Source organism: Ralstonia sp. 110700041-2 (assembly GCF_056280165.1).
Window position 1 is genome coordinate 152,517 of the sequence record NZ_JBSFAI010000011.1, and the last position, 25,558, is coordinate 178,074.

Annotated in this window: 24 protein-coding genes and 1 tRNA gene; 5 read left to right on the forward strand and 20 right to left on the reverse strand. The window is 65.4% G+C overall.

Translation table 11 applies throughout. From position 1 onward, the window contains the following. Positions 1-1,284 (forward strand): cytochrome c, encoded by a 1,284-nt coding sequence (locus tag ACUXH0_RS17550; protein WP_182594415.1) that lies wholly within the window; start codon positions 1-3, stop codon positions 1,282-1,284. A gap of 21 nt (positions 1,285-1,305) precedes the next feature. Here the strand turns inward: ACUXH0_RS17550 and ACUXH0_RS17555 are convergent, their stop codons facing one another. After that, positions 1,306-3,603 (reverse strand): AsmA family protein, encoded by a 2,298-nt coding sequence (locus ACUXH0_RS17555; RefSeq protein ID WP_012435096.1) that lies wholly within the window; start codon positions 3,601-3,603, stop codon positions 1,306-1,308. A gap of 81 nt (positions 3,604-3,684) precedes the next feature. On the opposite strand from ACUXH0_RS17555, the gene tcdA reads away from it, so the two are divergent. Continuing rightward, a complete protein-coding gene (gene tcdA, locus ACUXH0_RS17560; protein ID WP_182594416.1) occupies positions 3,685-4,587 on the forward strand; it encodes a tRNA cyclic N6-threonylcarbamoyladenosine(37) synthase TcdA in 903 nt (300 codons plus the stop codon). Between the two features lie 12 nt (positions 4,588-4,599). Here the strand turns inward: tcdA and ACUXH0_RS17565 are convergent, their stop codons facing one another. The 4 genes from ACUXH0_RS17565 to trxA form a co-directional block, all read right to left on the reverse strand. After that, positions 4,600-4,923: a thioredoxin family protein gene (locus ACUXH0_RS17565; protein ID WP_004629440.1), complete on the reverse strand. Its 324-nt coding sequence runs from the start codon at positions 4,921-4,923 to the stop codon at positions 4,600-4,602. A gap of 97 nt (positions 4,924-5,020) precedes the next feature. Continuing rightward, positions 5,021-5,437 carry a bacteriohemerythrin gene (locus ACUXH0_RS17570; protein WP_004629438.1) on the reverse strand — a complete coding sequence of 139 codons (417 nt, stop codon included), beginning with the start codon at positions 5,435-5,437 and terminating at the stop codon, positions 5,021-5,023. An 81-nt stretch (positions 5,438-5,518) separates the two neighbouring features. Continuing rightward, entirely contained in the window at positions 5,519-6,184 is a 666-nt protein-coding gene (locus ACUXH0_RS17575) for a DsbA family protein (protein ID WP_182594417.1), read from the reverse strand. Positions 6,185-6,193: 9 nt separating this feature from the next. Beyond that, entirely contained in the window at positions 6,194-7,039 is an 846-nt protein-coding gene (gene trxA / locus ACUXH0_RS17580) for a thioredoxin (RefSeq protein ID WP_012435099.1), read from the reverse strand. Positions 7,040-7,238: 199 nt separating this feature from the next. On the opposite strand from trxA, the gene ACUXH0_RS17585 reads away from it, so the two are divergent. Next, complete coding sequence (locus ACUXH0_RS17585; protein WP_182594418.1) at positions 7,239-8,945, forward strand: long-chain fatty acid--CoA ligase; 1,707 nt, start codon at positions 7,239-7,241, stop codon at positions 8,943-8,945. A 39-nt stretch (positions 8,946-8,984) separates the two neighbouring features. On the opposite strand, the gene ACUXH0_RS17590 is transcribed toward ACUXH0_RS17585, so the two are convergent. From ACUXH0_RS17590 to ACUXH0_RS17610, 5 genes are all read right to left on the reverse strand, one after another. Then, a complete protein-coding gene (locus tag ACUXH0_RS17590; protein ID WP_182594419.1) occupies positions 8,985-9,779 on the reverse strand; it encodes an ankyrin repeat domain-containing protein in 795 nt (264 codons plus the stop codon). A gap of 11 nt (positions 9,780-9,790) precedes the next feature. Continuing rightward, positions 9,791-10,540 carry a gamma-glutamylcyclotransferase gene (locus tag ACUXH0_RS17595; RefSeq protein WP_012435101.1) on the reverse strand — a complete coding sequence of 250 codons (750 nt, stop codon included), beginning with the start codon at positions 10,538-10,540 and terminating at the stop codon, positions 9,791-9,793. A gap of 137 nt (positions 10,541-10,677) precedes the next feature. Continuing rightward, a tRNA-Cys gene (locus ACUXH0_RS17600) sits at positions 10,678-10,753 on the reverse strand. A 63-nt stretch (positions 10,754-10,816) separates the two neighbouring features. Next, positions 10,817-11,170: an FKBP-type peptidyl-prolyl cis-trans isomerase gene (locus ACUXH0_RS17605; protein WP_004629425.1), complete on the reverse strand. Its 354-nt coding sequence runs from the start codon at positions 11,168-11,170 to the stop codon at positions 10,817-10,819. 41 nt (positions 11,171-11,211) lie between these two features. Then, positions 11,212-11,763 carry a YaeQ family protein gene (locus tag ACUXH0_RS17610; RefSeq protein WP_182594420.1) on the reverse strand — a complete coding sequence of 184 codons (552 nt, stop codon included), beginning with the start codon at positions 11,761-11,763 and terminating at the stop codon, positions 11,212-11,214. Between the two features lie 172 nt (positions 11,764-11,935). Here ACUXH0_RS17610 and ACUXH0_RS17615 point away from each other — a divergent pair, with 172 nt between their 5' ends. Then, positions 11,936-14,797 (forward strand): DUF2339 domain-containing protein, encoded by a 2,862-nt coding sequence (locus ACUXH0_RS17615; RefSeq protein ID WP_182594421.1) that lies wholly within the window; start codon positions 11,936-11,938, stop codon positions 14,795-14,797. Next, positions 14,794-16,116 carry a DUF3999 domain-containing protein gene (locus ACUXH0_RS17620; RefSeq protein ID WP_182594422.1) on the forward strand — a complete coding sequence of 441 codons (1,323 nt, stop codon included), beginning with the start codon at positions 14,794-14,796 and terminating at the stop codon, positions 16,114-16,116. Before ACUXH0_RS17615 ends, ACUXH0_RS17620 begins: the two co-directional genes overlap by 4 nt. Before the next feature lie 61 nt (positions 16,117-16,177). Here ACUXH0_RS17620 and ACUXH0_RS17625 read toward each other — a convergent pair whose 3' ends face one another. The 10 genes from ACUXH0_RS17625 to ACUXH0_RS17670 form a co-directional block, all read right to left on the reverse strand. Next, positions 16,178-16,561 (reverse strand): MAPEG family protein, encoded by a 384-nt coding sequence (locus ACUXH0_RS17625; RefSeq protein WP_182594423.1) that lies wholly within the window; start codon positions 16,559-16,561, stop codon positions 16,178-16,180. Between the two features lie 76 nt (positions 16,562-16,637). Beyond that, positions 16,638-16,859, reverse strand: coding sequence for an RNA-binding S4 domain-containing protein (locus ACUXH0_RS17630; RefSeq protein ID WP_004629413.1), 222 nt, complete (start codon positions 16,857-16,859; stop codon positions 16,638-16,640). 26 nt (positions 16,860-16,885) lie between these two features. Then, positions 16,886-17,449 carry a YceI family protein gene (locus ACUXH0_RS17635; protein ID WP_182594424.1) on the reverse strand — a complete coding sequence of 188 codons (564 nt, stop codon included), beginning with the start codon at positions 17,447-17,449 and terminating at the stop codon, positions 16,886-16,888. Between the two features lie 44 nt (positions 17,450-17,493). Then, positions 17,494-19,224 carry a glutamine--tRNA ligase/YqeY domain fusion protein gene (locus ACUXH0_RS17640; RefSeq protein ID WP_182594425.1) on the reverse strand — a complete coding sequence of 577 codons (1,731 nt, stop codon included), beginning with the start codon at positions 19,222-19,224 and terminating at the stop codon, positions 17,494-17,496. A gap of 62 nt (positions 19,225-19,286) precedes the next feature. Further along, positions 19,287-20,309, reverse strand: a complete 1,023-nt coding sequence (locus ACUXH0_RS17645; protein WP_259393715.1) for a lipase secretion chaperone — start codon at positions 20,307-20,309, stop codon at positions 19,287-19,289. Positions 20,310-20,369: 60 nt separating this feature from the next. Further along, a complete protein-coding gene (locus ACUXH0_RS17650) occupies positions 20,370-21,368 on the reverse strand; it encodes a lipase family alpha/beta hydrolase (RefSeq protein WP_182594427.1) in 999 nt (332 codons plus the stop codon). A gap of 190 nt (positions 21,369-21,558) precedes the next feature. Beyond that, positions 21,559-23,061: a tripartite tricarboxylate transporter permease gene (locus tag ACUXH0_RS17655; protein ID WP_182594428.1), complete on the reverse strand. Its 1,503-nt coding sequence runs from the start codon at positions 23,059-23,061 to the stop codon at positions 21,559-21,561. A gap of 19 nt (positions 23,062-23,080) precedes the next feature. Next, the gene (locus tag ACUXH0_RS17660) at positions 23,081-23,503 is read right to left on the reverse strand and encodes a tripartite tricarboxylate transporter TctB family protein (protein WP_235202039.1); all 423 of its coding nucleotides are present in this window, start codon (positions 23,501-23,503) and stop codon (positions 23,081-23,083) included. A gap of 296 nt (positions 23,504-23,799) precedes the next feature. Next, positions 23,800-24,252: a DUF2214 family protein gene (locus ACUXH0_RS17665; protein WP_012435112.1), complete on the reverse strand. Its 453-nt coding sequence runs from the start codon at positions 24,250-24,252 to the stop codon at positions 23,800-23,802. 45 nt (positions 24,253-24,297) lie between these two features. Further along, on the reverse strand, positions 24,298-25,518 hold the full coding sequence (locus ACUXH0_RS17670) for a CaiB/BaiF CoA transferase family protein (protein WP_024973337.1): 1,221 nt from the start codon (positions 25,516-25,518) through the stop codon (positions 24,298-24,300). Between the last annotated feature and the right edge of the window lie 40 nt (positions 25,519-25,558).

Consider the following 25,558-nt stretch of genomic DNA (forward strand, 5'->3'; position numbering starts at 1 on the left):
ATGAAAACGATCGCTTCCTTCTCGCTGCTGTTGCTGACCGGCGTGGTGGCGAATGCCTGGGCGAAGGACACACCGGCCGACACCGCGCAGATCAAACGCGGCGAATACCTCGCCATTGCGGCGGACTGCGCGGCCTGCCATACGGCGCCCGGCGGCAAGCCCTTTGCCGGCGGCTTGCCGATGCAGATTCCGATGCTGGGCACCATTTACAGCAGCAACATCACGCCCGATGAGAAAACCGGCATCGGCAAATGGACCTACGAAGAATTCGAGCGCGCCGTGCGAAAAGGCGTGGATGACGACGGCAACAACCTGTATCCGGCCATGCCGTATCCGTCGTACGCGAAGATCAACGATGCGGACATGCGCGATCTCTATGCGTACTTCCGCAACGGCGTGACGGCGGTGGAAAACCGGCGGCCGCGTAGCACGATCCGATGGCCGCTGAACATGCGCTGGCCGCTCAAGCTTTGGAACCTTCTCTTCCTCAAGAGCGAGCCGTACACCCCCAAGAGTGACAAGTCGCCGACGTGGAATCGCGGTGCGTACCTCACGCAAGGCCTGGCGCACTGCGGCACGTGCCATACACCGCGCGGTTTCGCCATGCAGGAGAAGGCGCTGGACGGGCGCGGCAGCGGCTATCTGGCGGGCTCGACGCTCGCGGGCTGGACGGCGTTCAACATCACCTCGGACCCCACGAGTGGCATCGGCGCATGGAAGCGCGAACAGCTTGTGCAATATCTGCGCACCGGCAGCGTGCCCGGCGTGGCACAGGCCGCAGGGCCGATGGGCGAAGCGGTGCAGCATAGTTTTTCGAAGATGACGATGCAGGACGTCCAGGCCATCGCCGAATATCTACGGACGGTGCCTGCGGTGAGCAACAACCTCGAACGCGCGCGGCAGGATTGGGGCAAGCCGGCCACCGATGTGACGACGCTGCGCGGCAAGCCCATCGAGACCACGATCGACGCCGCGCGCCTGTATCTCGGCAATTGCGCGACGTGTCACCAGGCCGATGGACGCGGCACGCCCGATGGTTACTACCCGCCGCTGCTGCACAACTCCACGGTCGGCACGCGCGATACGACCAACCTTGTGCAGGTCATTCTGTTCGGCATTGAGCGCAAGGCGGGCGACCGGCACATCGGCATGCCGGCATTTGGACGCGAGCTATCGAACGAACAGCTGGCTGCGCTGACCAACTACGTCACGCGCCAGTTTGGCGACCCCGCCACGCCGGCTGTGACCGCGGAAGCCATCGCCAAACGGCGCTCAGCCAAGTAGCGCCACCATGCCGGCGGCGTGTCAGCCGCCGGTGGTCAGCGGATCGCGCGACGCGGGTGTGGCGGGGCGGGGTGCAGGACGCTGGGGCGCCGCCGTCTTGCCCGCGTCAGGTTGTGTCGATTTCAACTCGCCTTCCGGCGTGCGCCCCGGTTTCTTGCTGTGATACGTCTGGCCGGGTGGCGGCGCCGTGGGGCGCTGGCGAACATCGGCGAGCAGCTTGCCGCAGGCACTCTCCGGCGCGGGCTTGAGTTCGAGCACCGGCAGTACCGCCGCCACCGGCGCCGTCAATGCCAGTGCTACCGCACCGCCTGCACGCAGTGCCACGACGGCCGGGTTGACCGACACATCCGGATGCTTGTACGTGCCCTTCACATACAGCGGCGTGCGCAGTGAAAACACGCGCAGACCCTTCGAATCCGGGTGAATGGTGAAGTCCAGCGCTTCCTGCCTGAAGCTCGTCGCGCCGGTCACGTCGATGACGGCATCCTGCGTATCCACCACAAAGGTGCGCGCCTGCGCCAGGCCATTGCTGACGGCAAAATCGCCGGCCGCGCAGTTGATGGTGACCTGCTTGTCGCCAAAGAGCTTGGTCAGGATCACGTTGCCGACGTTCAGCCCCATGGCTTCCAGGATGAACTTGCTGATGGTGCCTTGCTCCACGAGCATCTTCACCTCGCCGTTGGATGAACCGAGCAGCGCCGCCACCGAGTTCCCCGCCGCCGAGAGCCGAGCATCCCCATTGATCTCGCCCACGCTGGCGCGCACGGATTCGATCTTCGGGAACAGTTGCTTGATCTTGAAGTGCCGTGCCGCCAGCGCCGCGCGGGCCTGCATGGGCGTGGCGCGTCCGTCGAGCTGGATGTTGGAGCTAAGCGTGCCACCTGCAACGCCGAAGTTGAGTGGGTCGAGCGTGAGCACCGCGTCCTGCAGCTTGACATGCGTAACGAGATGATTGATTGGCAGATCTGCGGTGTGGATGATGCGCTCGCCGGTGAATTTCACGTCGGCATCGATGGCGTTCCAGCGATCAGTGCGGAACGGCTCGACCGGCAGGACTTTGTCGGCGGGCTGGCGCACGGTTTTGCTGTCATCGGGGTCGGCGCTCGGGTCGGCCCGCTTGGCCTTGCTGGCGTTGGAGTCGGCGCCGATGATGGGCGCGAGGTCGGCAAACAGCAATTGATGCGAAACCAACTCGCCGGTCAATTGCGGACGGGGCTCGCGCATCGCATAGGTGAGCGTGCCGCCCAAATCGGAACCGCCAACGCGGCCTGTGAATTTCTCATAGCGCCACGTCGAACCTTGCCTGCGCAGTTCGCCGATCAGGCGGCCGCGCGTGTCAAACGGCGGCGTATCGGGCAGCACCACACCGGTCAGCGGATACAACTGCGCCATGCTCGCGCCCGACAGATGCAGACGCAGATCGAGAGCCGTCAGGCTGGCCGGGTTGGTGAGCGTACCTGCCAGGTCAATGCGCGTCTTGCCGACTGTCACATCGGCCTGTAGCGGGTAAGGACGTTGCGCGTCCTGCAGACGCAGCACGCCGCCGGCCTTACCGGTGCCGTTGATGGTGGCGTTGTTGTAGGTGCCCTTGAGCGTCCATGCGATGCCGTAAGGCTGCTGCGGGTCTGGCGCCGCTGGCGTCTGTGCCGCACTCTCGGATGCTGATGCCCCGGATGCGGTTGGCGCCGTGGTGGGCTGGTCCGCGCTCTTGATGGCCGCGCCGCTGGCAGCGGAGTACAGCGCCTGGTTGTCGACGGTGTCGATGGTCGCGGCCAGATGAATGCGCTTGATGTCGTCGTCCAGCGCCAGCGAGCCTTTGCTGAATGCGATCTCGCGCAGGTCCAGTTTCCAATCCGACGGCTTCTTGTCGTCGCCCTCGCTGCCCGCCAGATTGAACGTCCAGTTGTTGCGGTGCTGCTTGTCGCGTTCCAGCGCAATGGCGGGCGTGTCGAGCGTCACGCTCGGGATGACGATGCGATGCGCCAGCAGCGGCAGCGCCTCCAGCACAAACGTGAGTTGATGGATGGTCGCTACGTTGGGCTGCTTGGCCCACTCCGGATTGCCGACGGTGATGTCGTTGGCAATCAATCTCGGCCAAGGCACATATGCACGCCAGCCGGATTCGCCTTGAGGCTTCTTCCACGTGAGGATCAGATCGCCGTTGATGGCGAAGGGGCGCCCGATGGCTTGCGAGATACGGTCATTCAGATAGGGCTTGGCGCGATTCCAGTCGAACGTCAGCACAAAGAAGACCGCCGCTGCCACGATGACGACGGGTGTGATGACCAGTCCGAGGGCGAGTTTGCCTGATGTACGCATCGTCCTTTTGTTGGTATTGGCACAAAAATGCGACCGCGCGCGTTGATATATAGTTCGGCGCAACCACGATTCAATTGTGTCATGAGCCAAGTAGCAATCAGCGCGCCCGCGCACCCGCCCATCCTCGATGATGAATATGCACGCCGGTTTGGCGGTGTTGCCCGGCTGTATGGTCCGCAGGCGCTTGAGCGGTTTGCGGCGGCGCATGTGTGCGTCATCGGCATCGGTGGGGTGGGGTCGTGGGTGGCTGAAGCGGTGGCGCGTTGCGGTGTCGGCAAGTTCACGCTGATCGACCTCGATCACATCGCCGTGTCCAACACCAACCGCCAGATCCACGCGCTGGGCGACGCGTATGGCATGGCCAAGGTCGACGCCATGGCAGAGCGCATCCTCCAGATCAATCCGCGCGCCGAAATCAGCCGCATCGACGATTTCGTGACTGTCGAAAACGTCGAGGCATTGCTCGGCCACCCGTTCGACTACGTGATCGACGCCATTGACGCTGTGAAGGTGAAGACGGCGATCATCGCGTTCTGCAAACGCACCGGCAAACGCGTCGTGACGTGCGGCGCCGCGGGTGGGCAATTGGACCCGACGCGCATTCGCGTGACGGACCTGTCGCGCACCATTCAAGACCCGCTGCTGGCGAAGGTGCGCGGCAACCTGCGCCGCCAGCATGGCTTCTCGAAGAACCCGAAGTCGCGCTTCGGTATTGACGCGGTGTTCTCCGACGAGCCGCTGCGCTACCCCGAACCCGAGCAGCAGGCGTGCGCCGTCGAGTTACCAGTCGAGTCGAGCCACGCCGGCATCGACGACCTTGCGGCGGCGGGTGACATTGCCGTGGTCAACGCGCCGCCCGCGCCGCAGCCTGCGCAGGGGCCGCAAGGCCTGGCGTGCGCGGGGTTCGGTTCGTCCGTATGCGTGACGGCGGTGTTCGGAATGGTGGCCGCGTCAACGGCGCTGTGTGCGATCGCCGGTATGTGACGGCGTGCTGCCTTATCGAGGGATCACCTGATCCAGCTTCTCGCGAATGGTGTCGGCGTACACGCCCGACCACCCGTCTCGCGGCTGGCTGTTGGCAAAGACCACAAAACCGGGCATGACCGAGACGCCGTATCGATCGGCGGTGTGCTGGTTTTCGTCGAAGTCCATCGTGACGAAGGTGGCACGTCCGGCGTAGCTCGATTCCATCTGCTCGAGGCTGGCCACGGCGGACTGGCTCGGGTGGCTCCACTCCGCGGCAAAGCACACCACCACCGGGTTGCGTTGCGAGGCGTCGATCACATCGGATTGAAACGAGGCATCGTTGACGGTCTTCATGGGCGCTCCCAGAGTGGAGTGGACGCCCGCGCAACGAAGGCCTGCGGGCAGGGCCACTCTGACTCTAGGCAGCGGACCGCCGGTCGACAACCTGTGTTCAGCCAACGTGCTCGATATTGCGCTCCGAATTGCCCATTTGTGCCAGATACGTCGTCATCATGCGGTCCATTACGTCGACATGCTGGGCAAACCAGGCGGGCAGCTCCGCCACGAGCCTGCGGCCGAGGTCCATGTCGCCGGCGGCGGCGCGCTTGTGCACTTCGCGGCACAGCGCCAGCACGTTGTCGTGCTCGCCGCGATGGCAGTGGCGCGGGGGAAAGTCGGCCGCGTCCATCCAGGCGTTTTCTTCAGCGAAGTGGTGCTCGGTGTGGTCGATGAAGGCGTCGAGCGCGCCAATGAACTCGGCGTCCGTTGCATCTGCAACGGCATTGAGCAACGCACAGAACTCGACGTGGTTGGCGTCAGTGGCGGCATCTCCGAGTTGGAGCGCCTCCGACCATTCGATCACGGGCATGGCAGGCTGAAGAATTGGATGGGCGAGGCGATCAGCTTAAGCGAGGCACACCGCGCCGCAGTTTGACGACGGGCAAACCTGTTAGCCGGCGTCCGGGGCGGGATGCTGCTGCAGCACTTCCACCGCCCGCGCATAGAGCGCCACCGATGGCGCATAGCCACGCCCGATCTGGTACAGCGTGCCGCCTTGTTCGGCCAGCAGGCTGGGGAAGCCGGTGATGCCCCAGCGGCGCGAGAGTCGGAAGTCTTCGCGCGTTTCTTCTCGCAGCGCATCCGTGTCGAACACGGCATCGAAGTGTTCCGCCTCAACGCCATTGGCGAGCGCAACGTCGCGCAGCACATCGGCTTGTGTGGTGTCGCGGCCTTCGGCGTAGAAGGCGTGCTGGATCGCGTGAAAGACGGCGAGCACGCGCTCGTCGTCCTCAGCCCAGTATTCGCGCGCCATGACGACGGCGCGGCAGGCGGGTTCGGTGTCGTAGACGAAGCCGTCGCGGCGCATCGCCACCGCGGGCGACTGGGCAAAGGGCATGCCGCTGCGTTCGGCCACTGCATGCCAGTGGTGGAGGATTTCGTCGCGCTTGTCTGCGGCCATTGGTTCGCGCTGGCCGGGGCGCAGGCCGCCGGTGATGAGCGTAACGGGCGCCGGCGCACCCAGCGTTTCGGCGAGCCGCTTGCGCAGGTCAGCCAACTGCGGGCCAAAGCCGTAGCACCAGGAACACATCGGATCGGCCACGTAGATCAGTCGCATGACGGCTCCTCAATTCAGTTTGGACGCCAGCTGCCTGCGCCAATGCGATACCGCCTGCGGCGCGTCGCGCATCATGTCGAATACCGAGACCATCGTCTTGCGCGCAATGTCGTCACGGAAGGCGCGATCCCGCTCGACGATGGCGAGCAATTGCTCCAGGGCGGCTTCGTAGTCTTGTGCCGCGATGTACTGCTGTGCCAGGTCGAGCCGTGCCTGCAGGTTGTCCGGTTGCGCTTCCACGACCGTGCGAAGGGCGCCGGCATCGGGTAGCGTATCGGCCCGTTCGGTGGCCCTCAGGCGCGTTTCCAGCGGGGCATAGCGCTCATCCTGCGGCGCCTTGGGCGAGAGCAATGCGAATTCGTCTTGCGCGGCATGCACGTCGCCGCTGTCGAGCAGCAGGTTCACCAGCGCAAAGCGGGCGGCATCGAAGCCCGGGTCGAAGGCCAGCGCGTTCTGGAACGCTTCGCGCGCGTGGGCGGTTTCGCCGGCCTGGCTCGCTGCCAGTCCTTCGCGATAGGCGACTTCTGCGGGCTGCGGAATCACGCGGTCGAGGAACGCGCGCAATTGTGCTTCGGGCAAGACGCCGACGAACTGGTCGACCGGCTTGCCATCCACGAACGCCACCACGTACGGGATGCTGCGGACGTGGAACTGGGCGGAAAGCTCGGGGTTTTCGTCGGAGTTGATCTTGGCGAGCTTCCATTTGCCGGCAAATTCGGCCTCCAGCTTTTCCAGCATCGGGCCCAACGTGCGGCACGGGCCGCACCATGGCGCCCAGAAATCGACCAGCACCGGTATTTGGCGAGAGGTTTCGATCACTTCCTGCGCGAAATTCTGCGAGGTGATGTCGCTCATCGGCGGGATTCTCCTGAGGGGCAATGGCGCCGGCACACGGGCCGGCGAGAGGTATCGTGCATTTTACTTGCGGGTGGGGCGAGCCGTTTTCAGCCAGTCTGTCCGCCGCAATAACGTATGTCAGAGCAACGGTTGAAAATAGAACGATCGTTCGGATACCATCGGGTAAAAACAACACACAGATTTACGGAGACATGGCATGACACGACCGCACTTCCAGTTCTGGCCCCGACGTTTGCCGCACAACATCAGCTCGCCGCAAACGAGCCTTTGGTACAACCTGGAAGTGTCGGCGCGACGCTATCCGGACAAGGACGCGATCATCTTCTACGGTCGCCACACCACGTTCCGTGAACTGCACGACGATGCGGTCGCCGTGGCCGGCTGGCTGCAGCAGGTGGCGGGTGTGCAGAAGGGCGACCGCGTGCTGCTGTATATGCAGAACTGTCCGCAGTTCATGGCCGCGTACTACGGCATCCTGCGTGCCGACGCGGTGGTCGTGCCGGTCAACCCGATGAACCGGCCCGAAGAGTTCAAGCACTACATCACCGATGCGGGCGCTGCCACGGTCATCTGCAGCGCAGATCTGGCCGTCAACGTGACCACGGCCAACGCCGAGCTGCCGGAAGCGCAACGCACCCGGCACCTGCTGGTCACGTCCTACGCCGATGCGCTGCCGGCCCGGTACGAATATCCCGAAGACGCCCCGCCTGCGTGGATCACCGCGCAGCATCCGGCGCAGCCCGGCGCGGTTGCATGGAACGACGCTCTCGCGCAGCGCCTCACGCCGGGCCCGCACACCGCCGGGCCGGACGACCTGGCCGTGATGCCGTATACGTCAGGTACCACGGGCTTCCCCAAGGGCTGCATGCACCCGCATCGCACGGTCATGCACAACATCGTCGGTGGCTCGATGTGGTCGAATGGGACGAAGGAGGGCGTGAGCCTGTCGATCATCCCGCTGTTCCACGTGACCGGCATGCAGTACGGCATGAACGCGCCGATCTACATGGGCTCCACGGTCGTGATGCTGCCGCGCTGGGATCGCGAGGTGGCGGGGCGGCTGATCTCGCGCTACAAGATCACGCATTGGACGAACATCCCGACCATGGTGATCGACTTCCTGGCGAGCCCGCAGTTGGCGGAGTTCGACCTGTCGAGCCTCGCCTACATCGGCGGCGGCGGTGCGGCGATGCCTCAGGCCGTGGCCGAGCGGCTGCTGAAGGATTTCAACCTCGCGTACCAGGAAGGCTACGGCCTGTCGGAAACGATCGCGCCCACGCACAGCAATCCGGCCGATCGGGCCAAGCAGCAGTGCCTGGGCATTCCGGTGTTCAACACCGACGCGCGCATCGTCGATCCGCAGACGCTGCAGGAGTTGCCGATCGGTGAGGTCGGGGAAATCATCGTCAGCGGCCCGCAAGTCTTCCTCGGCTACTGGGGCAAGCCGCAGGCCAGCGCAGAAGTCTTCATCGAGTTCGAAGGCAAGCGCTTCTTCCGCACCGGCGACCTTGGCCGGATGGACGAAGACGGCTACTTCTTCCTCACCGACCGGCTGAAACGCATGATCAACGCGTCGGGCTTCAAGGTGTGGCCGGCCGAGGTGGAAAGCCTGCTGTACAAGCATCCCGACGTACAGGAGGCCTGCATCATCGGCACGCGCGACGCGTATCGCGGCGAGTCGGTCAAGGCGGTGGTGGTACTCAAGGCCCACGCCAAGGGCAAGACCACCGAAGACGACATCATCAACTGGGCGCGCGACAACATGGCGGCCTACAAGTACCCGCGCGTGGTCGAGTTTGTGGATGCGCTGCCCAAGTCCGGCACGGGCAAGGTGATGTGGCGCACGCTGCAGGAGCAGGAAAACGCAAGGAATGAAGCGGCCGAGAAACCGGCCGCCGCGTAAGGAGCGCATCAAGAGAAAGGGGCCGGAGTGGCCCCTTTTTCAATGTCCGCGCGCCTTGAAGAGCAGCGCGCCGATGCCGTGGAAACCACGCTGACGCGCATGCCGCATCGGCGTGATGCCGCCGCGGTCGGCCAGGTTCGGGTCGGCGCCGCCGTCGAGCAGGAGTTGCACGGTCTTCTCGTATTTGTCGCTGCCATCGCCCAGGGCCACGGCTTCGATCAGCGCGGTCAGGCCCAGGTTGTTGGTGGCATCGGGCGGTACGCCGGCCTTCACGAGTTCGTTGACGACTTCGACGTAGCCGCGGCGCGCGGCCGGGATGAGCGCGGTGTCGCCATCAGCGTTGGTGGCGCGCAGGTTGGCGCCGTGCGACAGCGCCAGGCGCACCGTTTCCGCATCGCCCTGGCTGGCAGCGAGCAGAAAGGCGCTGTTCTGCGTGTTGTCCTGCAGGTTGACGTCGGCCCCGGCCTGGATGAGCAGGCGGGCCGCGGCGCCCATGTGCGCCATGACGGCGGCGATGAGCGCCGTGCGGCCATCAGCATCGCGCGCCTTCAAGCTGGTGCCTTCGGCCAGCAACGACTGGATGGCCATCGTGTTGCCGGCCTGCGCCGCCAGAATCAGGTCACGGTCACGCGTGGCCGGGTCGCTGCGGCGCACGGGGCGGGTGTCCGCGGCGTGGGTCGCACCGGGTGCGACTTTCGCGCCGGCGCTGGCCGCCACATGCAGGATGGGCAGATGCTGCTCCTGCCACGCGTTGGCCATGTCGCCCACCGCCAGCGCCATCCCCAGCATGACGCCGATGAGCTGGTTGAGCGCGGGATGCGGAGCGATGAGCATGGCGGGCGGGTTCAGGCGCTGAGATAGGGATCGGGCAGCGGCGCAGTGTCCGTGGCGTCCGCTGCGTCGGTCGTGGCGGAGGGAGCGTTTGCCGCGTCCGTGGCCTGCAGGCGCGACCACAGGCGGTCCAGATACGGATCGTGCAGCCCATTGCTGGCCAGGCCGATCAGCGTGCGCTGCAGGTATTCGCGTGCCGGGCCGTACAGCCCGACCGCCTCGCGCAGGCAGCCGACCACGCGCTCGTCCGGCAGGCGGCCGGCATAGGCTTCGTGCGCGCGGTTCATGACAAAGGCCAGCGCCAGGACGCGTCGGCCGTTGATCTCGGTGGGCAGCCAGCGGGGCAGGTACGCGCCAGTCAGCATTTCGCGGCGCCAGAGCACGCGGAATTCGCGCTCGGCATGGTCGCGCGGTACGCGGAACGCCACGCCCCGGCAGCTGCCGCCGCGGTCCAGCCCGAGTACGAGCCCCGGGTTGTCCCAGGTGCCGCGGTTGATGCGGGAATAGAGGTAGAAGCCGCGGTGATAACCGTGCACCGTGGCGCGGGCGGCCTCGGTGTGGAAGATCATCGGGTTCCAGATGAGCGAGCCGTAGCCGAACACCCAGGCGTCCTGGCAGTCGCCGTGCGCAGCCGACAACCGCGCGAGCGTCGATGCAAGCGACGCTTCCAGCGCAGCCTCGGTCAGCAACGACGACGCGACGGGCGAATCACCCAGGGCGGCGCGCAACCGGTTCTGTTCGAGATCCTCTCGGGTGACGGCCATGTCGCAAGCATAGAGCAATCGTTACGAGTGGTCACGCAAGCGGACGGCCGATGGCCTGGAAACAGAGCGTTGCGAGGCTTTGGGGAGGTTTGACTATGGCGCGGCCGCAACGGTGAAGCATGGGGCAGCCGGAAAACTGGAGGCGGGGGATCGGAATTGAACCGTCTTATACGGCTTTGCAAGCCGCAGCATTGACCACTCTGCCACCCCGCCTGGGGAGGCGGCTACGACGCGCCGGGTGACGCATCGCAAGCCGGGGCGGATTCTAGCGCAGGATCAGACTTCCAGCAGGTCGACTTCAAAAAGCAACGTTGCGTTCGGGGGGATCACGCCGCCCGCGCCGCGTGCGCCGTAGCCCAGGGCTGCCGGGATGATCAGCTTGCGCGTGCCGCCGACCTTCATGCCTTGCACGCCTTCGTCCCAGCCCTTGATGACCATGCCGCCGCCCAGGTGAAAGGCGAACGGGTCGTTACGGTCCTTGCTGGAATCGAACTTCTTGCCGGCCTGGCCGTTTTCGTAGAGCCAGCCGGTGTAGTGCACGGTGACGTACTGGCCAGCCGTGGCTTGCGCGCCGTCGCCGACGACGACATCTTCGTATTGCAGGCCGCTTGCGGTGGTTTCGATGGTCATGATGAGCCTCGTAGAGTGACGTGGGTGATAAGGGAACAGGCTCAGGCAGCGGTTGCGGCCTTGAGGGTTTCGAGCTGGACGTGGACGTTGTCCGTGTCGTTGGCGATCCAGATGTCGCCGTCCTGGATGGTGACTTGCAGACGCATGGTGCGTTCCACCATGGCGGCCAGCGCGGCCACCGTGTCCGCCGCGACTTCGTACACCGACACGTTGGCAAAGCGCGTGACCTTGGTCTCGGTCTGCTGCCACCACACGCGGCTGGCGTTGCCACTATATGTGTAGACGGCGACCTGCTCTGCGCGGTTGCTGGCCTTGCGGATGCGCGTGTCGTCGGGGTTGCCGAGGTCGATCCACAGCTCGATGGCGTCGGTCAGATCGCGCTGCCAGAGTTCGGGCTCGTCGGGTTCGGACAGGCCGCGCGTGAAGGCAAGTGTTTCGCTGGCGTGGCGGGCGAAGGCAAGCACGCGCACCATCATGCGTTCGTCGTTCTCGCTCGGGTGGCGGGCGACGGTCAGCGCGTGGTTGGCGTAGTAGTGGCGATCCATGTCGGCGATCTGCAGATCGACCTTGTAGATCGTGGATTTCAGGGCCATGCGAGTGATCGGAGAATGGGCCGTTTTTGGCAAAGCGCGCATTGTCGCACGGGCCGATGAAGCTGAAGGCATTGCCGGGGCGCATTCCCAACGGCAGCCGTTTGCGGTATACGAGCGGTGCGTGCGCCAGTCGGCGCATGGTTTTCCTATCCAAACGAGGACAATCAGAACGATGCGTTGGATATTCGGAATCGTGGGTCTGCTGCTCGGAGGCCTGTCGGGGGGCGTCGTCGGGGCGTTCTTTGGGGCGTTGATCGGTCTGGGACTGGCATCGCTGATTTTGTACATGGACAAGCGGGCCAGCGCGCAGTGGGCCAATCCGCCCGACGGCCCGGGCGCAACCGGCGCGGTGCCGGGCCATGCGGCCGCGCAGGCAGCCGTGTCGCCGCCGCCCGCGACGCTGCAGGAGCGTGTGGCGCGGCTTGAGCATGAGGTTTCGCTCCTGCGTCGGCAACTGGCTGAAATCAGGGGTGGAACGTTTGCAGCGCCTGCCGATATGGAGGCTGCTGCCGTTGAATCGCCGCCGACCGCGACAGAGGCGTTGCCAGCGGTGGAGGCACTTGCCGCGCCTGTGCCGGCGCCGCAGGTGGCGGTTACGCAGCCGACGCCTCAACCTGTTCCTCAGCCCGTGCCCGTCTTGGCACCGCACGAGCCCGATTGGGTCGAGCGCGCCGTGGGCGCTGCCCGCGACTGGCTGCTGGGCGGCAACAGCGTGGTGCGGGTCGGCATTCTGGTCCTGTTTTTCGGCGTGGCGTTCCTGCTCAAGTACGCGGCGGACAATAGCCTGCTGCCGGTTGAGTTCCGGCTGGCGGGTGTGGCGGTCGGGGCGATCGTGCTGCTCGGCATCGGTTGGCGCCTGCGCGAAAAGCGTCCGGGCTATGCGCTCGTGCTGCAGGGTGGCGGTGTCGGCGTGTTGTATCTGACCGTGTTTGCAGCCACACGCGTCGTGCCGCTGCTCAGCCCGGGGATGGCGTTTCCGCTGCTGGTGCTGATTTGCGCGCTGGCCGCCGGGCTGGCGGTCAAGCAGAACGCGCCGGCGCTCGCCTTTACGGGCAGTGCAGGCGGCTTCCTGGCGCCGATTCTGATCTCGACGGGCCAAGGCAGCCACGTGGCGCTGTTCAGCTATTACGCGCTGCTGAACGCGGGCATCTTCGCCATTGCGTGGTTCCGGGCGTGGCGGGCGCTGAATCTGCTCGGCTTCGTCTTTACGTTCGGCATTGCCACGGCCTGGGGCGTGCTGCGCTATCAGCCATCGTTGCTGGCGAGCACCGAGCCGTTCCTGGTCCTCTTCTTCCTGATGTATGTGGGCATTGCGCTGCTGACCGCGCTGCGCCGCCATATCAGCCTCACCAACTACGTTGACGGCACGCTGGTGTTCGGCACGCCGTTGGTGGCGATGGGGCTGCAGGCGGGGCTGGTGCACCACATTCCGTTTGCGATGGCCTGGAGCGCCACCGCACTGGCCGCGTTCTATCTGGCGATTGCGGGCTGGCTGGCGCCCAAACGCGCGAATCTCGGCCTGCTGTACGAAGCGATGTTTGCGTTGGGCGTGATCTTCATCACGCTGGCAATCCCGCTGGCTTTCGATGGACGCACGACCAGCGCGGTGTGGGCCCTGGAAGGTGCCGCCGTGGTGTGGCTGGGAGTGCGCCAGCAGCGGCGGCTGGCGTTGGCGGCAGGCGTGCTCCTGCAACTTGCGGCGGGCGCCGCCTTCGCCGTGGATGCCGTGTTCGATTGGGCGCCGCAGAGCGGCTGGGCCGTGCTCAACAGCCGCTATATCGGCGGGGTATTGATTGCGCTGGCGGGCGTCTTCAGCGGCTGGCGTCTGCATGGCAAGGCGGAGGTGCGTGCTTGGCTGAAGGCGGCGCCGGTGCTCGGGATTGTCGCGTCGGTGTGGGGCTTGCTGTGGTGGCTCGGCAGCGGCAGCAACGAGATTGATCGCTGGGCCTGGCGCATCGCCAGCAAGACCGTCGACCGGCCGGACATTCCGCTGTATGCCGCCTTTGCCGTGCTGACGGCGTGGGCTGCACACGGCCTGCGCCGCAAGCTCGATTGGGCGCTGGCCGAGTGGCCTGCGCTGGCGTTGTCGCCGGTGCTGGCGCTGATTTCGCTGGCTGGGATCGAACACTGGGTGCCCTCTCCGCTGGCCGGGTGGGGCGGGCTGGTGTGGATTGCCGCTGTGGTGCTGACCTTCGTGCTGCTGCGCCGCCAGGAACGCGACGTGAAAGACCGCATCCTCGCGCCGCTGCATACCGTGCTGTTCTGGCTGATCTGCGGCGTACTGGCCACGGAAGGCTACTGGCGCCTCGATGCCTACGTGCCCGAGGGCACCTGGAGTTTTGCCGCCTGGGCTTATGCCTATGGCGCGTTGCTAGCCCTGCTGGCGGGCGCCGGATGGCGCATTCGCTGGCCGATCGCCCGGTTCGAGCGCGCCTACCTGCTGTGGGGTGCCGCGCCGCTGGCTGCCCTGCTGTGGCTATGGAGCCTGGCGAGCGCCGCCAGCGACGGCAATGCCGCGCCGCTGTTCTACCTGCCGATTCTCAACCCGCTGGACGTGGCGCAACTGCTGGTTTTCCTTGCCATCGCGCTGTGGATGCGCCGCGTGGCGCTGCGCAATCTCGTGCCTGAGCCGATGGTCATCGGCTACGCCATCGGCGCGACGCTGTTCATCTGGGCCAACGCGGTGCTGCTGCGCACGCTGCACCACTGGACGCATATTCCGTACACGCTGGACGATCTGGGGGCCTCGATGCTGGTACAGGCATCGTTGTCGATGTTCTGGACGGTGCTGGCATTGGCGGTGATGGTGTTTGCCACGCGGCGCGCCAGCCGCGCGCTGTGGTTCACCGGCGGGGCGCTGCTGGGCGTGACGGTGGTCAAGCTGTTCCTGTTCGACCTGTCACGCGTCACGGGTGTCGAGCGCATCGTGTCGTTTATCGGGATTGGCGTGCTGCTGCTGTTGATCGGCTATCTGTCGCCGTTGCCGCCGAAGCCCAAAACCAGCGCCGGAGCTGAAACCGGGGAGGTTCTGTGAAGAAGGTTGCTCTTGCGATGGCTGCGGCGTCGCTGTTGTCTGCGCCGGCCTGGGCCGAACGCTTTGCGCTGACCGGTACGCCCGGCGCCCCGTACTACGCCGTCACGCTCAGCGAAGACGTCTACGCTCATGCGCACGAGGCCAGCCTGGCCGATCTGCGCATCCTCAACGGCGACGGCGAGCCCGTGCCGTTCACCATCGACATCCCGCGCGATCCGGCGCCGCAGGCCCGAACGCTGCACGACGTGCACTGGTTTGCCACGCCCATCGACGATGCGCAGAAGCCGGGCGCCGCGGGTGTCGTGCTCGGTACCGACGGTGTGCTGCGCGCAACGGGCGCCCAGCTATCGCAGGCGTCTGTCCGCGCGTGGGTGGTCGACCTCAGCCAGCTTCGTGACACGGTGACGGCGCTGATCGTCGCGCTGCCGGCCGCCGAATTTCAGAGCGGTGTGAGCGTGCAGGCCAGCGATGACTTGCAGCACTGGAGCCCCGTCGCCCAGGCCACGCTGTTCCGCCTGTCCAATCAGGGCAGCACGCTGGTGCAGGATCGCATCGAGTTCACGGGGCTACGGGCGAAATACCTGCGCCTGACGTGGCAAGGCAAACCGCCTGTGCCGGATGCCGTGCGCGCAGAACTCGCTGCCGGTGCGCCGGTCGCGCTCGCGGATAACGCCATCCAGTGGCGCTCGGGTCTGGCGCCAGTGCAGACGCCCGCTGCCGGTGATTACCAGTTCGATACCGGCGGCGTGTTCCCGGTCGAGCGAGTGAAGATCCATCTGCCGCAAGCCAACACCGTCGCGCAGGCGACGCTGTATGCGCGTGCCGATGCCCAGGCGCCCTGGCGGCCGGTGACCTCTGCGCGCCTGTTCCGGCTGGCGGGGGCCGACGGGAAGGGCGAGCAGGAAAGTGCGGCAATCCCCGTGCCTGCGACGGGCGAGCGCTATTGGCGTCTGCAGGTCGACATGCGCAGCGGTGGCCTGGGTGCTGGCGCGCCCCAGTTGGCGATTGGCTGGCGTCCGGCCACGGTCACCTATGCGGCGCGCGGCAATGTGCCGTTCATGCTGGCGGTGGCGGAAGTGGCGCGCGGCAATCCGGTCGCACGCGCGGATTTGCTCGCGGGTGCGTCGCCTGCCATTGCGCAGGCACAACTTGGCGCGATGAGCGATTCGCCTGCTGACGCGCTGACGGCAGAGCCACCGGGCGGCCGCAAGCGCCAGTGGGTTCTGTGGGGCGCCCTGTTGGCGGCGGTAGCGGTGCTGGGCGGCATGGCCTGGCGGTTGTTCCGCGCGCCGTCCGTGCCGCCGGATGCATCGACGTAATCGGCATTGCCCAAAGAAAACGGCGCCACCTGGGCGCCGTTTTCTTTGGCAGAGCGGATGTTCAGTGCGCGAAGGCGGGTTGAACGAACAGCGCAACGCACAAGGCGAAGCCCGCAAACCACATCAGCGAACGCAGCGGTGCCCAGTTGGCGAGATAGCATACCGTGTACAGCACGCGCACCACGATGAACGCGATGGCCAGCAGGTTGATGCGGTCGATGACGCCGCCGCCCAGGATGGCCACCAGCACGGCCACCGCAAAGAACGGAAACGCTTCAAAGTGATTCTGCTGTGCGGCTGCGGCACGGCCCGCTACGCCGGTTTGCTGTGCGAGCCACGCGCGCGGATTGCTGTTGTCGTACCGCGGGCCTTTGGCTTTGGCGATGCCGACGCACACGATCGGCAACACCGCTGCCACCAGAACGCACCAGAGGGCGATCGGCATGGTCAGTCTCCTGGATTGGGATGGGTGTGAAAGTGCCGCACCGTAGCACAAGGTGCGTTTTCAAACACCTGAGGCGCTAGTCGGTGCCCTGCACGGCAATGCGCACATCACCGAGCATGACCACCTGGCCCGCTCGAATCTTGGCGGTCTTGCGCAGTTCCGGCTGGCCGTCGACCGTGACCGCTCCGTCGGCGACAACAGCCTTGCCGGCGCCGCCGCTGTCGACCACGCCGGTGAGCTTGAGCAGCTTGTGAAGCTCGATGTATTCGGTGGTCAGGGCGAAATCGATATTGGGCATGAATGGAATGCGGGGTGATTGCGAGTTTATTGAGGCGTGGCTTCCACGCTGATATCGATGTCGACGCGGTCGCCCACATCGGGCAGGAAACGCGTCATGCCGAAGGCGCTGCGGGCAATGGCGAGGTGAAAATCGCCGCCGCAGACGTGACGCGTGCTGCCGGGCATTTTGTCGTCGCCGCAACTGAAGCGGCGCACCTCTAGCCGCACAGGCTGCGTCACACCGTGCAGCGTCAGCTGGGCTTCGATGGCGGCAAGCTTGCCGCCTTCCACTACAAAGCGGTCGCTGCGCAGGCGGATGACCGGAAACTGCGCGGCGTCGAGAAACTGCTCCGATTTCAGCACGCCATCCAGCACGCGCAGGCGCGTGTTGATGGAGTCGGCATCGACGGTGAAATCAAAGCCGCCCTGGCTGGTGGCTTCATCGAAGTTGATGGCGCCGTCGATCTTGTCGAAGCGGCCGCGCATCGTGCTGCGATCGAAATGCGATGCGCCGAAGTAGACCGACGTGTGCGCCAGGTCTGGCGCAAATGACGCGGCGAGGGCGGGGGTGGTGAACAACCCCGCCAGCAATACGATCCATGTACGCATGATGCCTCCGATATCAGAGGCCCATGGCGCGCATGGGCCTGTGCTTACTTGCCCCAGCTGTCCTTCAGGCCGACCACGCGGTTGAACACGGGCTTGCCCGGCTGCGAGTCGATGCGGTCTGCCACGAAGTAGCCATGGCGCTCGAACTGGAAGCGGTCTTCCGCCTTGGCCGTAGCCAGCGTCGGCTCCAGGAAGGCCTTGACGATCTTCTTGGAGTTCGGGTTGAGCGCATCCAGGAAGTTCTTGTCGCCCGAATCCGGCTGCGGGTCGCTGAACAGGCGGTCGTACAGGCGCACTTCAGCTTCCAGCGCATGTGCGGCGCTCACCCAGTGGATGTTGCCCTTCACCTTCACGCTGTCAGCACCCGGCGTGCCACTCTTCGTGTCCGGAATGATGTTGGCGTGCACGGCGGTGATGTTGCCGTCGGCATCCTTGTCGCAGCCGGTGCATTCGATCACATAGCCGTAGCGCAGGCGCACCTTGTTGCCCGGGAACAGGCGGAAGTAGCCCTTGGGAGGCGTCTCGGTAAAGTCCTCGCGCTCGATCCACAGCTCACGCGTGAGCGGGAATTCGCGGCGGCCGAGTTCGGGTTGCTTCGGGTGCACGGGTGCGGAGCACGGCTCGTTGAAATCGGCCGGCACGTTGTCGAGCACCAGCTTGACCGGGTCCAGCACGGCCACCGAGCGCGGCGCACGCGCGTCGAGGTCGTCACGCACGGCGCCTTCCAGGATGCTCATGTCGATCCAGCTGTCGGCCTTCGACACACCCACGCGTTCGCAGAACAGCTGGATCGATTCGGGCGTGTAGCCACGGCGGCGGATGCCAACGAGCGTCGGCATGCGCGGGTCGTCCCAGCCGTCGACGCGCTTTTCCGTCACCAGTTGCAGCAGCTTGCGCTTGCTGGTGATGGCGTAGGTCAGGTGCAGGCGCGCGAATTCGTATTGATGCGGCAGCGGGGCGGCCAGCACGCCGGCATCACGCAGGTGGTCGAGCACCCAGTCATACAGCGGGCGGTTGTTCTCGAACTCCAGCGTGCAGAGCGAATGTGTGATGTTCTCCAGCGCATCGGAAATGCAATGCGTGAAGTCGTACATCGGGTAGATGCACCATGCGTCGCCGGTGCGATGGTGATGCGCATGGCGGATGCGGTACAGCACCGGATCGCGCATCACGATGTTCGGCGCGGCCATGTCGATCTTGGCGCGCAGGACGTGCTCGCCGTCCTTGTACTTGCCGGCGCGCATGTCGCGGAACAGCGCCAGGTTTTCGTCGACCGAGCGGTCACGGAACGGCGACGGTGTGCCCGGGCGGGTGAAATCGCCGCGGTTGGCGGCGATCTGTTCGGCGCTCTGACTGTCGACGTAGGCCACGCCGCGCTGGATCAGTACCTCGGCAAAGCCGTAGAGCTGCTCGAAGTAGTCGCTGGCGTAGTACAGGTGTTCGCCGCCGGCATCGCTCCACGAATAGCCGAGCCAGTGCACGGCGTCGATGATGGAATCGACGTATTCGGTGTCTTCCTTGACGGGGTTCGTGTCGTCAAAGCGCAGGTGGCAGCGGCCGTTGTAATCGCGGGCCATGCCGAAGTTCACCCAGATGCTCTTGGCGTGACCGATGTGCAGGTAACCGTTGGGTTCCGGCGGAAAGCGCGTGACCACCGGCGGAATCGGCTGGCCAGTGGCGTCCTTGCGATCGGCGTAGGTGCCTTGCGCGAGGTCGGCGTCAATGATCTGGCGCAGGAAGTTGGACGTCGGGGCGGTGGCGTTGTCTTGGCTCATGGGAGTGCGTGATTCGGCAATCCCGGGATTTTACCGTGCCCGGCGCTCCGCGCCCCGGGACGCTATTTACGCTGGGCCAGGCCATCGAGCGCCTGTGCGCGCAACAGCTCATGCGAGGCGGTGAAGGTCTGTTGGCGCAGTTGTGCGATTTGCGCTGCCCGATCGGCATCCGACAGGCCGGCAAAGGCGTTGATGCGATCGCGTTCACGGGCGTACGCGTCGTAGCGGTTGCGCCAGTCGGCTTCCTCGCGGTTGCCCTGGATGAGGCGGTCGGCTACCAGGTTGTCCACCCCCCGGGCCGACAGGCGCTGGCGCATCTCTGCTTCGCTCATGCCCTGCTTTGTCCAGGTTTCCGTGTCGGCGGCGAGCTTGAGCGGGGCGGAGGCGTCGCGGCGCGCCTGTTGCACCGAGGCCGGCAGGCTGGCATCGATGGCGGCGATCCTGGCCGCGCGCTGTTCCTGCGTGAGCGACGGGTCTGCCATCACGGCAAGGCGCTCGAGTGCGGCGGCGTCCATGGCGTCGTCATCGCCGTACCAGGCCTGGGCGACGTCCGCTCCCAGGTATTGTCGACGCAGCGCGGTGCGCTCGCTCAACTGCTGGCGCAGCGTAGCGATCAGCTCCGGGCGCTGCTGGACTTGTTCGAGGGTCGGTTTGTTGTGGCCGGTGCTGGCGTTTTCAGCGGCTGCCTTGCGATAGACCAGGTAATGCTGCAACAACGATTGCGCCTCCGCCAGCGCCGGCGTGATCAGCTTGGCGCGCAGATGCGCCTCCGCCATCGACACCCGCTGAGCTTCGGGCAGCGACGCCGGCACGTCGAGGAAGTAGTCGAACACCGCGCGGTTGGCGGCTTCGACGATGAGGTGGCCGCGCGCATCCACCTGGAGCCCGTCCGGCGCCTGTGTGTCGGCCAGCTCGGGTGCCGGCGCGCCCGTCGTCGACGGTTCGCCGCCTGCACTGCCGATGAATGCCCCCTTGGCTGCCTGCGGCTGCGAAGCCACAGGCGTGTCAGGTGCGTCCGACGTGTGCCACCAGTAGACCCCGCCCGCGACCGATACCGCCACCAGTACGGCAACAACAAACGTCATAGGTTGTATCGATGGCGACAGGGGCTTCATCGTGGCAATCGGCGTTAGGCAATTCGAGGGTCAGAGGCCTGCAGTCTTCAGTCGATTGGCCTGCGTGCGGATCACCGCAACCGGGTCGGCCGCGCCCCAACCGATCAGACCGAGCAGCTGGTTGACCTCATCCAGGTGGTTCCACGCGTAATCCGTCGACAAGACCTGCCCGAACTTCGCGCTGCATACGGAGACAAGGCCGTCGTTCGTCCCCGAACCGCGCGCCTGCATGACGCCGCCGCTGAAAACCAGCACCGGATCAAATACGTCGAGCACGTTGGTGGCAGTGGAGCGGCCCGTCCACGAATACAGCTTCTGCACGTTGCCATTGCGCACGTCGGTGGCGCTGCCGGTGTTGCATCCGCTGGCGAGGCCCGCGCTGGGGAACGCCTTGTTGAAATCAGCCGCACCCGACGTCGACAGGATATGCAGCGCCGCAAAGCCGTTCTGCGGATTGCTGTTGCCGTTGAACCAGCCGAGCACCGAGCCGAATACGTCGGCACCGAGGTTCACGAGCGCCTGGAACGGCGCCGGTGTCGATTCCACAAAGTCCGCAAACTCCGACCCTTTGTGGGGCGTGCCAATGGTGGTGACGGAGGCCACGAGGTTCGGCACCACTGCCGCCGCATAGCGCGAGGTCAGGCCGCCCTGGCTGTGACCAATGAGGTTGACCTTGGCGGCGCCCGTGGCGGCAAGCACGCTGCGGATCTGGCTGACGAGCTGTTCTCCGCGCACGGTTTCATCGTTGAAGGCGGAGACATCGGCCACGTAGACATTGGCGCCGTTGGCACGCAGGTCTTCGGGGATCTGATACCAGTAATCGACCACGCCGAGAAACTTGCTGGTGCCCGACAGGCCATGCACCAACACGATCGGATACTTCGTCGCGGCATAGGTGCTGGCGGCCTGCGCCGGCGCGACGGCACCCAAGCTGAGGGCGGATGCGGCCAAGACGGCGGCTGCAGCGTGCGTGCGCAGGAAGCTGCGCGCTGATCCATACACAGCATGGAGCAGGGAAGTCTGTGACATTCGGTTGTCTCCTGGACATTGGATGGGTGGTCGACCTCTTTGGGCCGATCGCCCTCCGTTATCCGAAGCGCCGTGTCCGACGTCAACTGAAGTGGAGGTCTGGCTCTAATGCTGCGCCGCCGCGTGCGCAAATAAAAACCGGAGGGCGGGCCTCCGGCTTCGTAGGGTGCGATGCAGCAACGTCGCTTTCTTACTCTTCTTGAAACGCTTCCTCGCGTTTTCTGTTGATGACGGGCAGCGCCACCAGCAAAACCAGGATGCCCGCTGCAATCAGCAGCCCCATCGACAGCGGCCGCGTAACGAAAGTGGAGAAATCCCCGCGCGAGAGCAGCAGCGCGCGGCGGAAGTTCTCTTCCATCATCGGCCCAAGCACGAAGCCGAGCAGCATGGGCGCCGGTTCGCAGCGCAGCTTGACGAACATGTAGCCGATCAAGCCGAAGAGCGCGGTCTGGAAGATATCGAACGTCGTGTTCGACACCGAATACACGCCGATGCAGCAGAACACCAGGATGGCCGGATACAGGAAGCGATACGGCACCTTCAACAGGCGCACCCACACGCCGATCATCGGCAGGTTCAGCACGATCAGCATCAGGTTGCCGATCCACATCGAGGCGATGAGGCCCCAGAACAGCGCCGGGTTGCTGGTCATCACCTGCGGGCCGGGCTGGATGTTGTGGATGGTCATCGCGCCCACCATCAGCGCCATCACTGCGTTGGGCGGAATGCCGAGCGTGAGCAGTGGGATGAAAGACGTCTGCGCCGCAGCATTGTTGGCCGATTCCGGGCCCGCCACCCCTTCGATGGCGCCCTTGCCAAATTCGCTCGAATACTTCGAGGTTTTCTTCTCCAGCGAGTACGACGCGAACGATGCCAGCGTCGCGCCGCCGCCGGGCAGGATGCCCAGGAGCGAGCCCAGCGCCGTGCCGCGCAGTACGGCCGGGATCATGCGCTTGAAATCTTCGCGACTGGGCCAGAGGTTACGCACGTGCTCGACAAAGGTTTCACGATGCTCCTTCTGTTCGAGGTTGGCGATAATCTCGGCAAAGCCGAACACGCCCATCGCCACCGACACGAAGTTCAGCCCGTCGGCCAGCTCCGGCACGTCGAACGAATAACGCGCGGTGCCCGAGTTCACATCGGTGCCGACCAGGCCGAGCAGCAAGCCCAGCACGATCATCGCAATCGCCTTGACGAGCGAGCCCGACGCCAGTACCACCGCGCCGATCAGGCCCAGCACCATCAGCGAGAAGTATTCCGCCGGCCCGAAGTTGAACGCGAATTCCGACAGCGGCGTGGCAAATGCCGCCAGGACCAGCGTGGCCACGCAGCCTGCGAAGAACGAGCCCAAGCCCGCGGTGGCGAGCGCCACGCCCGCGCGCCCGCGCCGCGCCATCTGGTAGCCATCGATGGTGGTCACCACCGAAGAGGATTCACCCGGCAGGTTGACGAGGATGGCCGTGGTGGAACCGCCGTACTGTGCGCCGTAGTAGATGCCCGCCAGCATGATCAGCGCGGCCACCGGCGGCAGCGCGTACGTGGCGGGCAGCAGCATTGCGATCGTGGCGATGGGGCCAAGGCCGGGCAGTACGCCGATCAGCGTACCGAGCACGCAGCCGATGAACGCGTAGATCAGGTTCTGGATGGAAAGCGCGGTCGAAAAGCCGAGCGCGAGGTTGGCAAAGAGGTCCATGGTGTCGTGTGCCTCGCGCTCAATTGCCGATGAAGGCGGGCCACACCGGGAACTGCAGCTTGAGCCCGTAGACAAACGCCGCGAGGCTCATCACCACCATCACGATGGCGGTGCCGGCTGCGCCCTTGAGCGTGAACTCGTGGCTTGCCATGCTGGAGACCAGCACGAGCACCACAAGCGAGAGCACCAGCCCCAGCGGTTGCAGCAGCAGCCCGAACAGCACCACGGAGCCGAGAACCCACAGCAGCGTTTTGACGTCCCAACGCGGAATGCGGTCGACCACGCCCTTGCGCGACAGCGATTGCACGACCACCACCACGCCCAGCAGCACAAGCACCACGCCCAGCCAGAACGGGAAGTAGCCCGGGCCCATGCTGCTGGCGGTGCCCATGCGGTAGCTGCGCGCCAGAATGGCAAACGCCGCACCGGCGACGATGAACATGACGCCGGATGCAAAGTCCTGGTGACTGCGGATCACCGGACGACCTCGTGGATCGTTCTGCAAGTCTGGTCTCCTTGGGATGGCGTGCCGCGCGGGTTAGGCGGGCCGCCTTATGCCTGGTAAGGCGACCAAGTTTGCACGCTAAGCAGACCGGCTTTCAAGCAGCTTGCGGAGGGGAGGGCATGCCGCTTCATGAGCCGGCGCGGCGCCCCGGGCAAACGGTTCAGGGTTTGTCCCTAGCGTTGCCCTGAGCAACATTGGGGCCGCACCACGCGGTTGCGCGTCCCCCGGTGCAATTACATGCCGATACCGCGCGCCATCAGCACGGCCGCCAGCGGAATGAAGATGATCAGGTGCGACTCGACCATGACCCAGCGGCGCGTCTTGGCAATCTCCGACGGCGTGGGCACGAAGTCGGGCAGCGTCTTGCCCTGCTTCTTCCAGCGCAGGATGTTGATGGTCGGAACAATCGACATCAGCCCCACGAGAATGAACAGGCCCACCTTGACGTGGAATACCGGGTTGTGGACATAGAACGCGTAGCCCTTGGCGCCGTAGAACACGCGCAGCAACCCCGTGATCAGCACCGCGAGTGCAGCAAAGCCGAACACGGCGTCATAACGTGCCAGGCGCTTGCGGATCTCGGGCGTCATGTCCGGGCGCAGCACCACGGCCTCGGCGGTGAGAAAAACGATCAGCGTGAAGATCGAGATGTAATGCAGGTAAGCCAGCAACGCATCAAGCCACATGTTGACCTCATCAGGGTGGGGAAGGGTTGGCGTGGATTGCAGGGCTCAGATCACGCCGCGCGCGCGCAGCGTTTCGATCTGCTCCCTGTTCAGGTTCAGCACGTCGCGCAGCACAGCCTCGGTGTGTTCGCCCAGCAGCGGCGGGTGGCTTGCGGCCTTGGGCGGCGTGGCGCTCATCTTGACGGGGCTGCCGACAAGCTTGACGGTGCCGGCGCTGGGGTGAGGCAGGTCGACGCGCAGGCCGCGCGCCTGCACCTGCTCGTTGTCGAACACCTCGTCGAGCGAATTGATCGGGCCGCACGGCACACCGGCGGCTTCGAGCTTGTCGATCCATTCGCCTTTGCTCAAGCGCTTGACCATCTCGGCCAGGATCGGCACCAGCACGTCCCGGTTGGCCACGCGCTGCGGGTTGGTGGCAAAGCGCGGGTCGTCGGCCAGCTCGGGCATGCCGCCGGCCTCGACAAAGCGCCGGAACTGGCCGTCGTTGCCGACTGCCACGATGATCCAGCCGTTGGCCGCCTGGAACGTCTGATACGGCACGATGTTCGGATGCGCATTGCCCCAGCGCTTGGGCGCCTGGCCGCTGGCGAGGTAGTTGGTGTTCATGTTGGCCAGCATGGCGACCTGCACGTCGAGCAACGCCATGTCGATGTACTGGCCTTCGCCCGTGCGGTCCCGGTGCGCGAGCGCGGCGAGCACGGCCACGGTGGCGTACATGCCGGTCATCAAATCCGAGATGGCCACGCCGGCCTTTTGCGGACCGCCGCCGGGCAGGTCGTCGCGCTCGCCGGTCAGGCTCATGAAGCCGCCCATGCCTTGCACGATGAAGTCATAGCCGGCGCGGGCGGCGTAAGGACCGGTCTGGCCGAAGCCCGTGATGGAGCAGTAGACGAGGTCTGGCTTCACGGCCTTGATCGATGCGTAGTCGAGCCCGTATTTCGCGAGCTGGCCGACCTTGTAGTTCTCGAGCACCACATCGGCGTGCGCGGCGAGCTGGCGGACGATGTCCTGGCCCTCGGGCGTGCTGATGTCGACCGTGATCGAGCGCTTGTTGCGGTTGGCGGCCAGGTAGTAGGCGGCCTCGGCGGTGTCCTGGCCGGCTTCGTCCTTGAGCCACGGCGGGCCCCAGGTGCGCGTGTCGTCGCCGGCGCCCGGGCGCTCCACCTTGATGACGTCGGCGCCGAAATCGGCGAGGTTCTGTGCGCACCAGGGGCCGGCAAGTACGCGGGTCAGGTCGAGAACACGGAGATGGCTCAGAGCGCCCATGGATTGACGAATCGACACGATTGGAACGGGTGCACTCTAC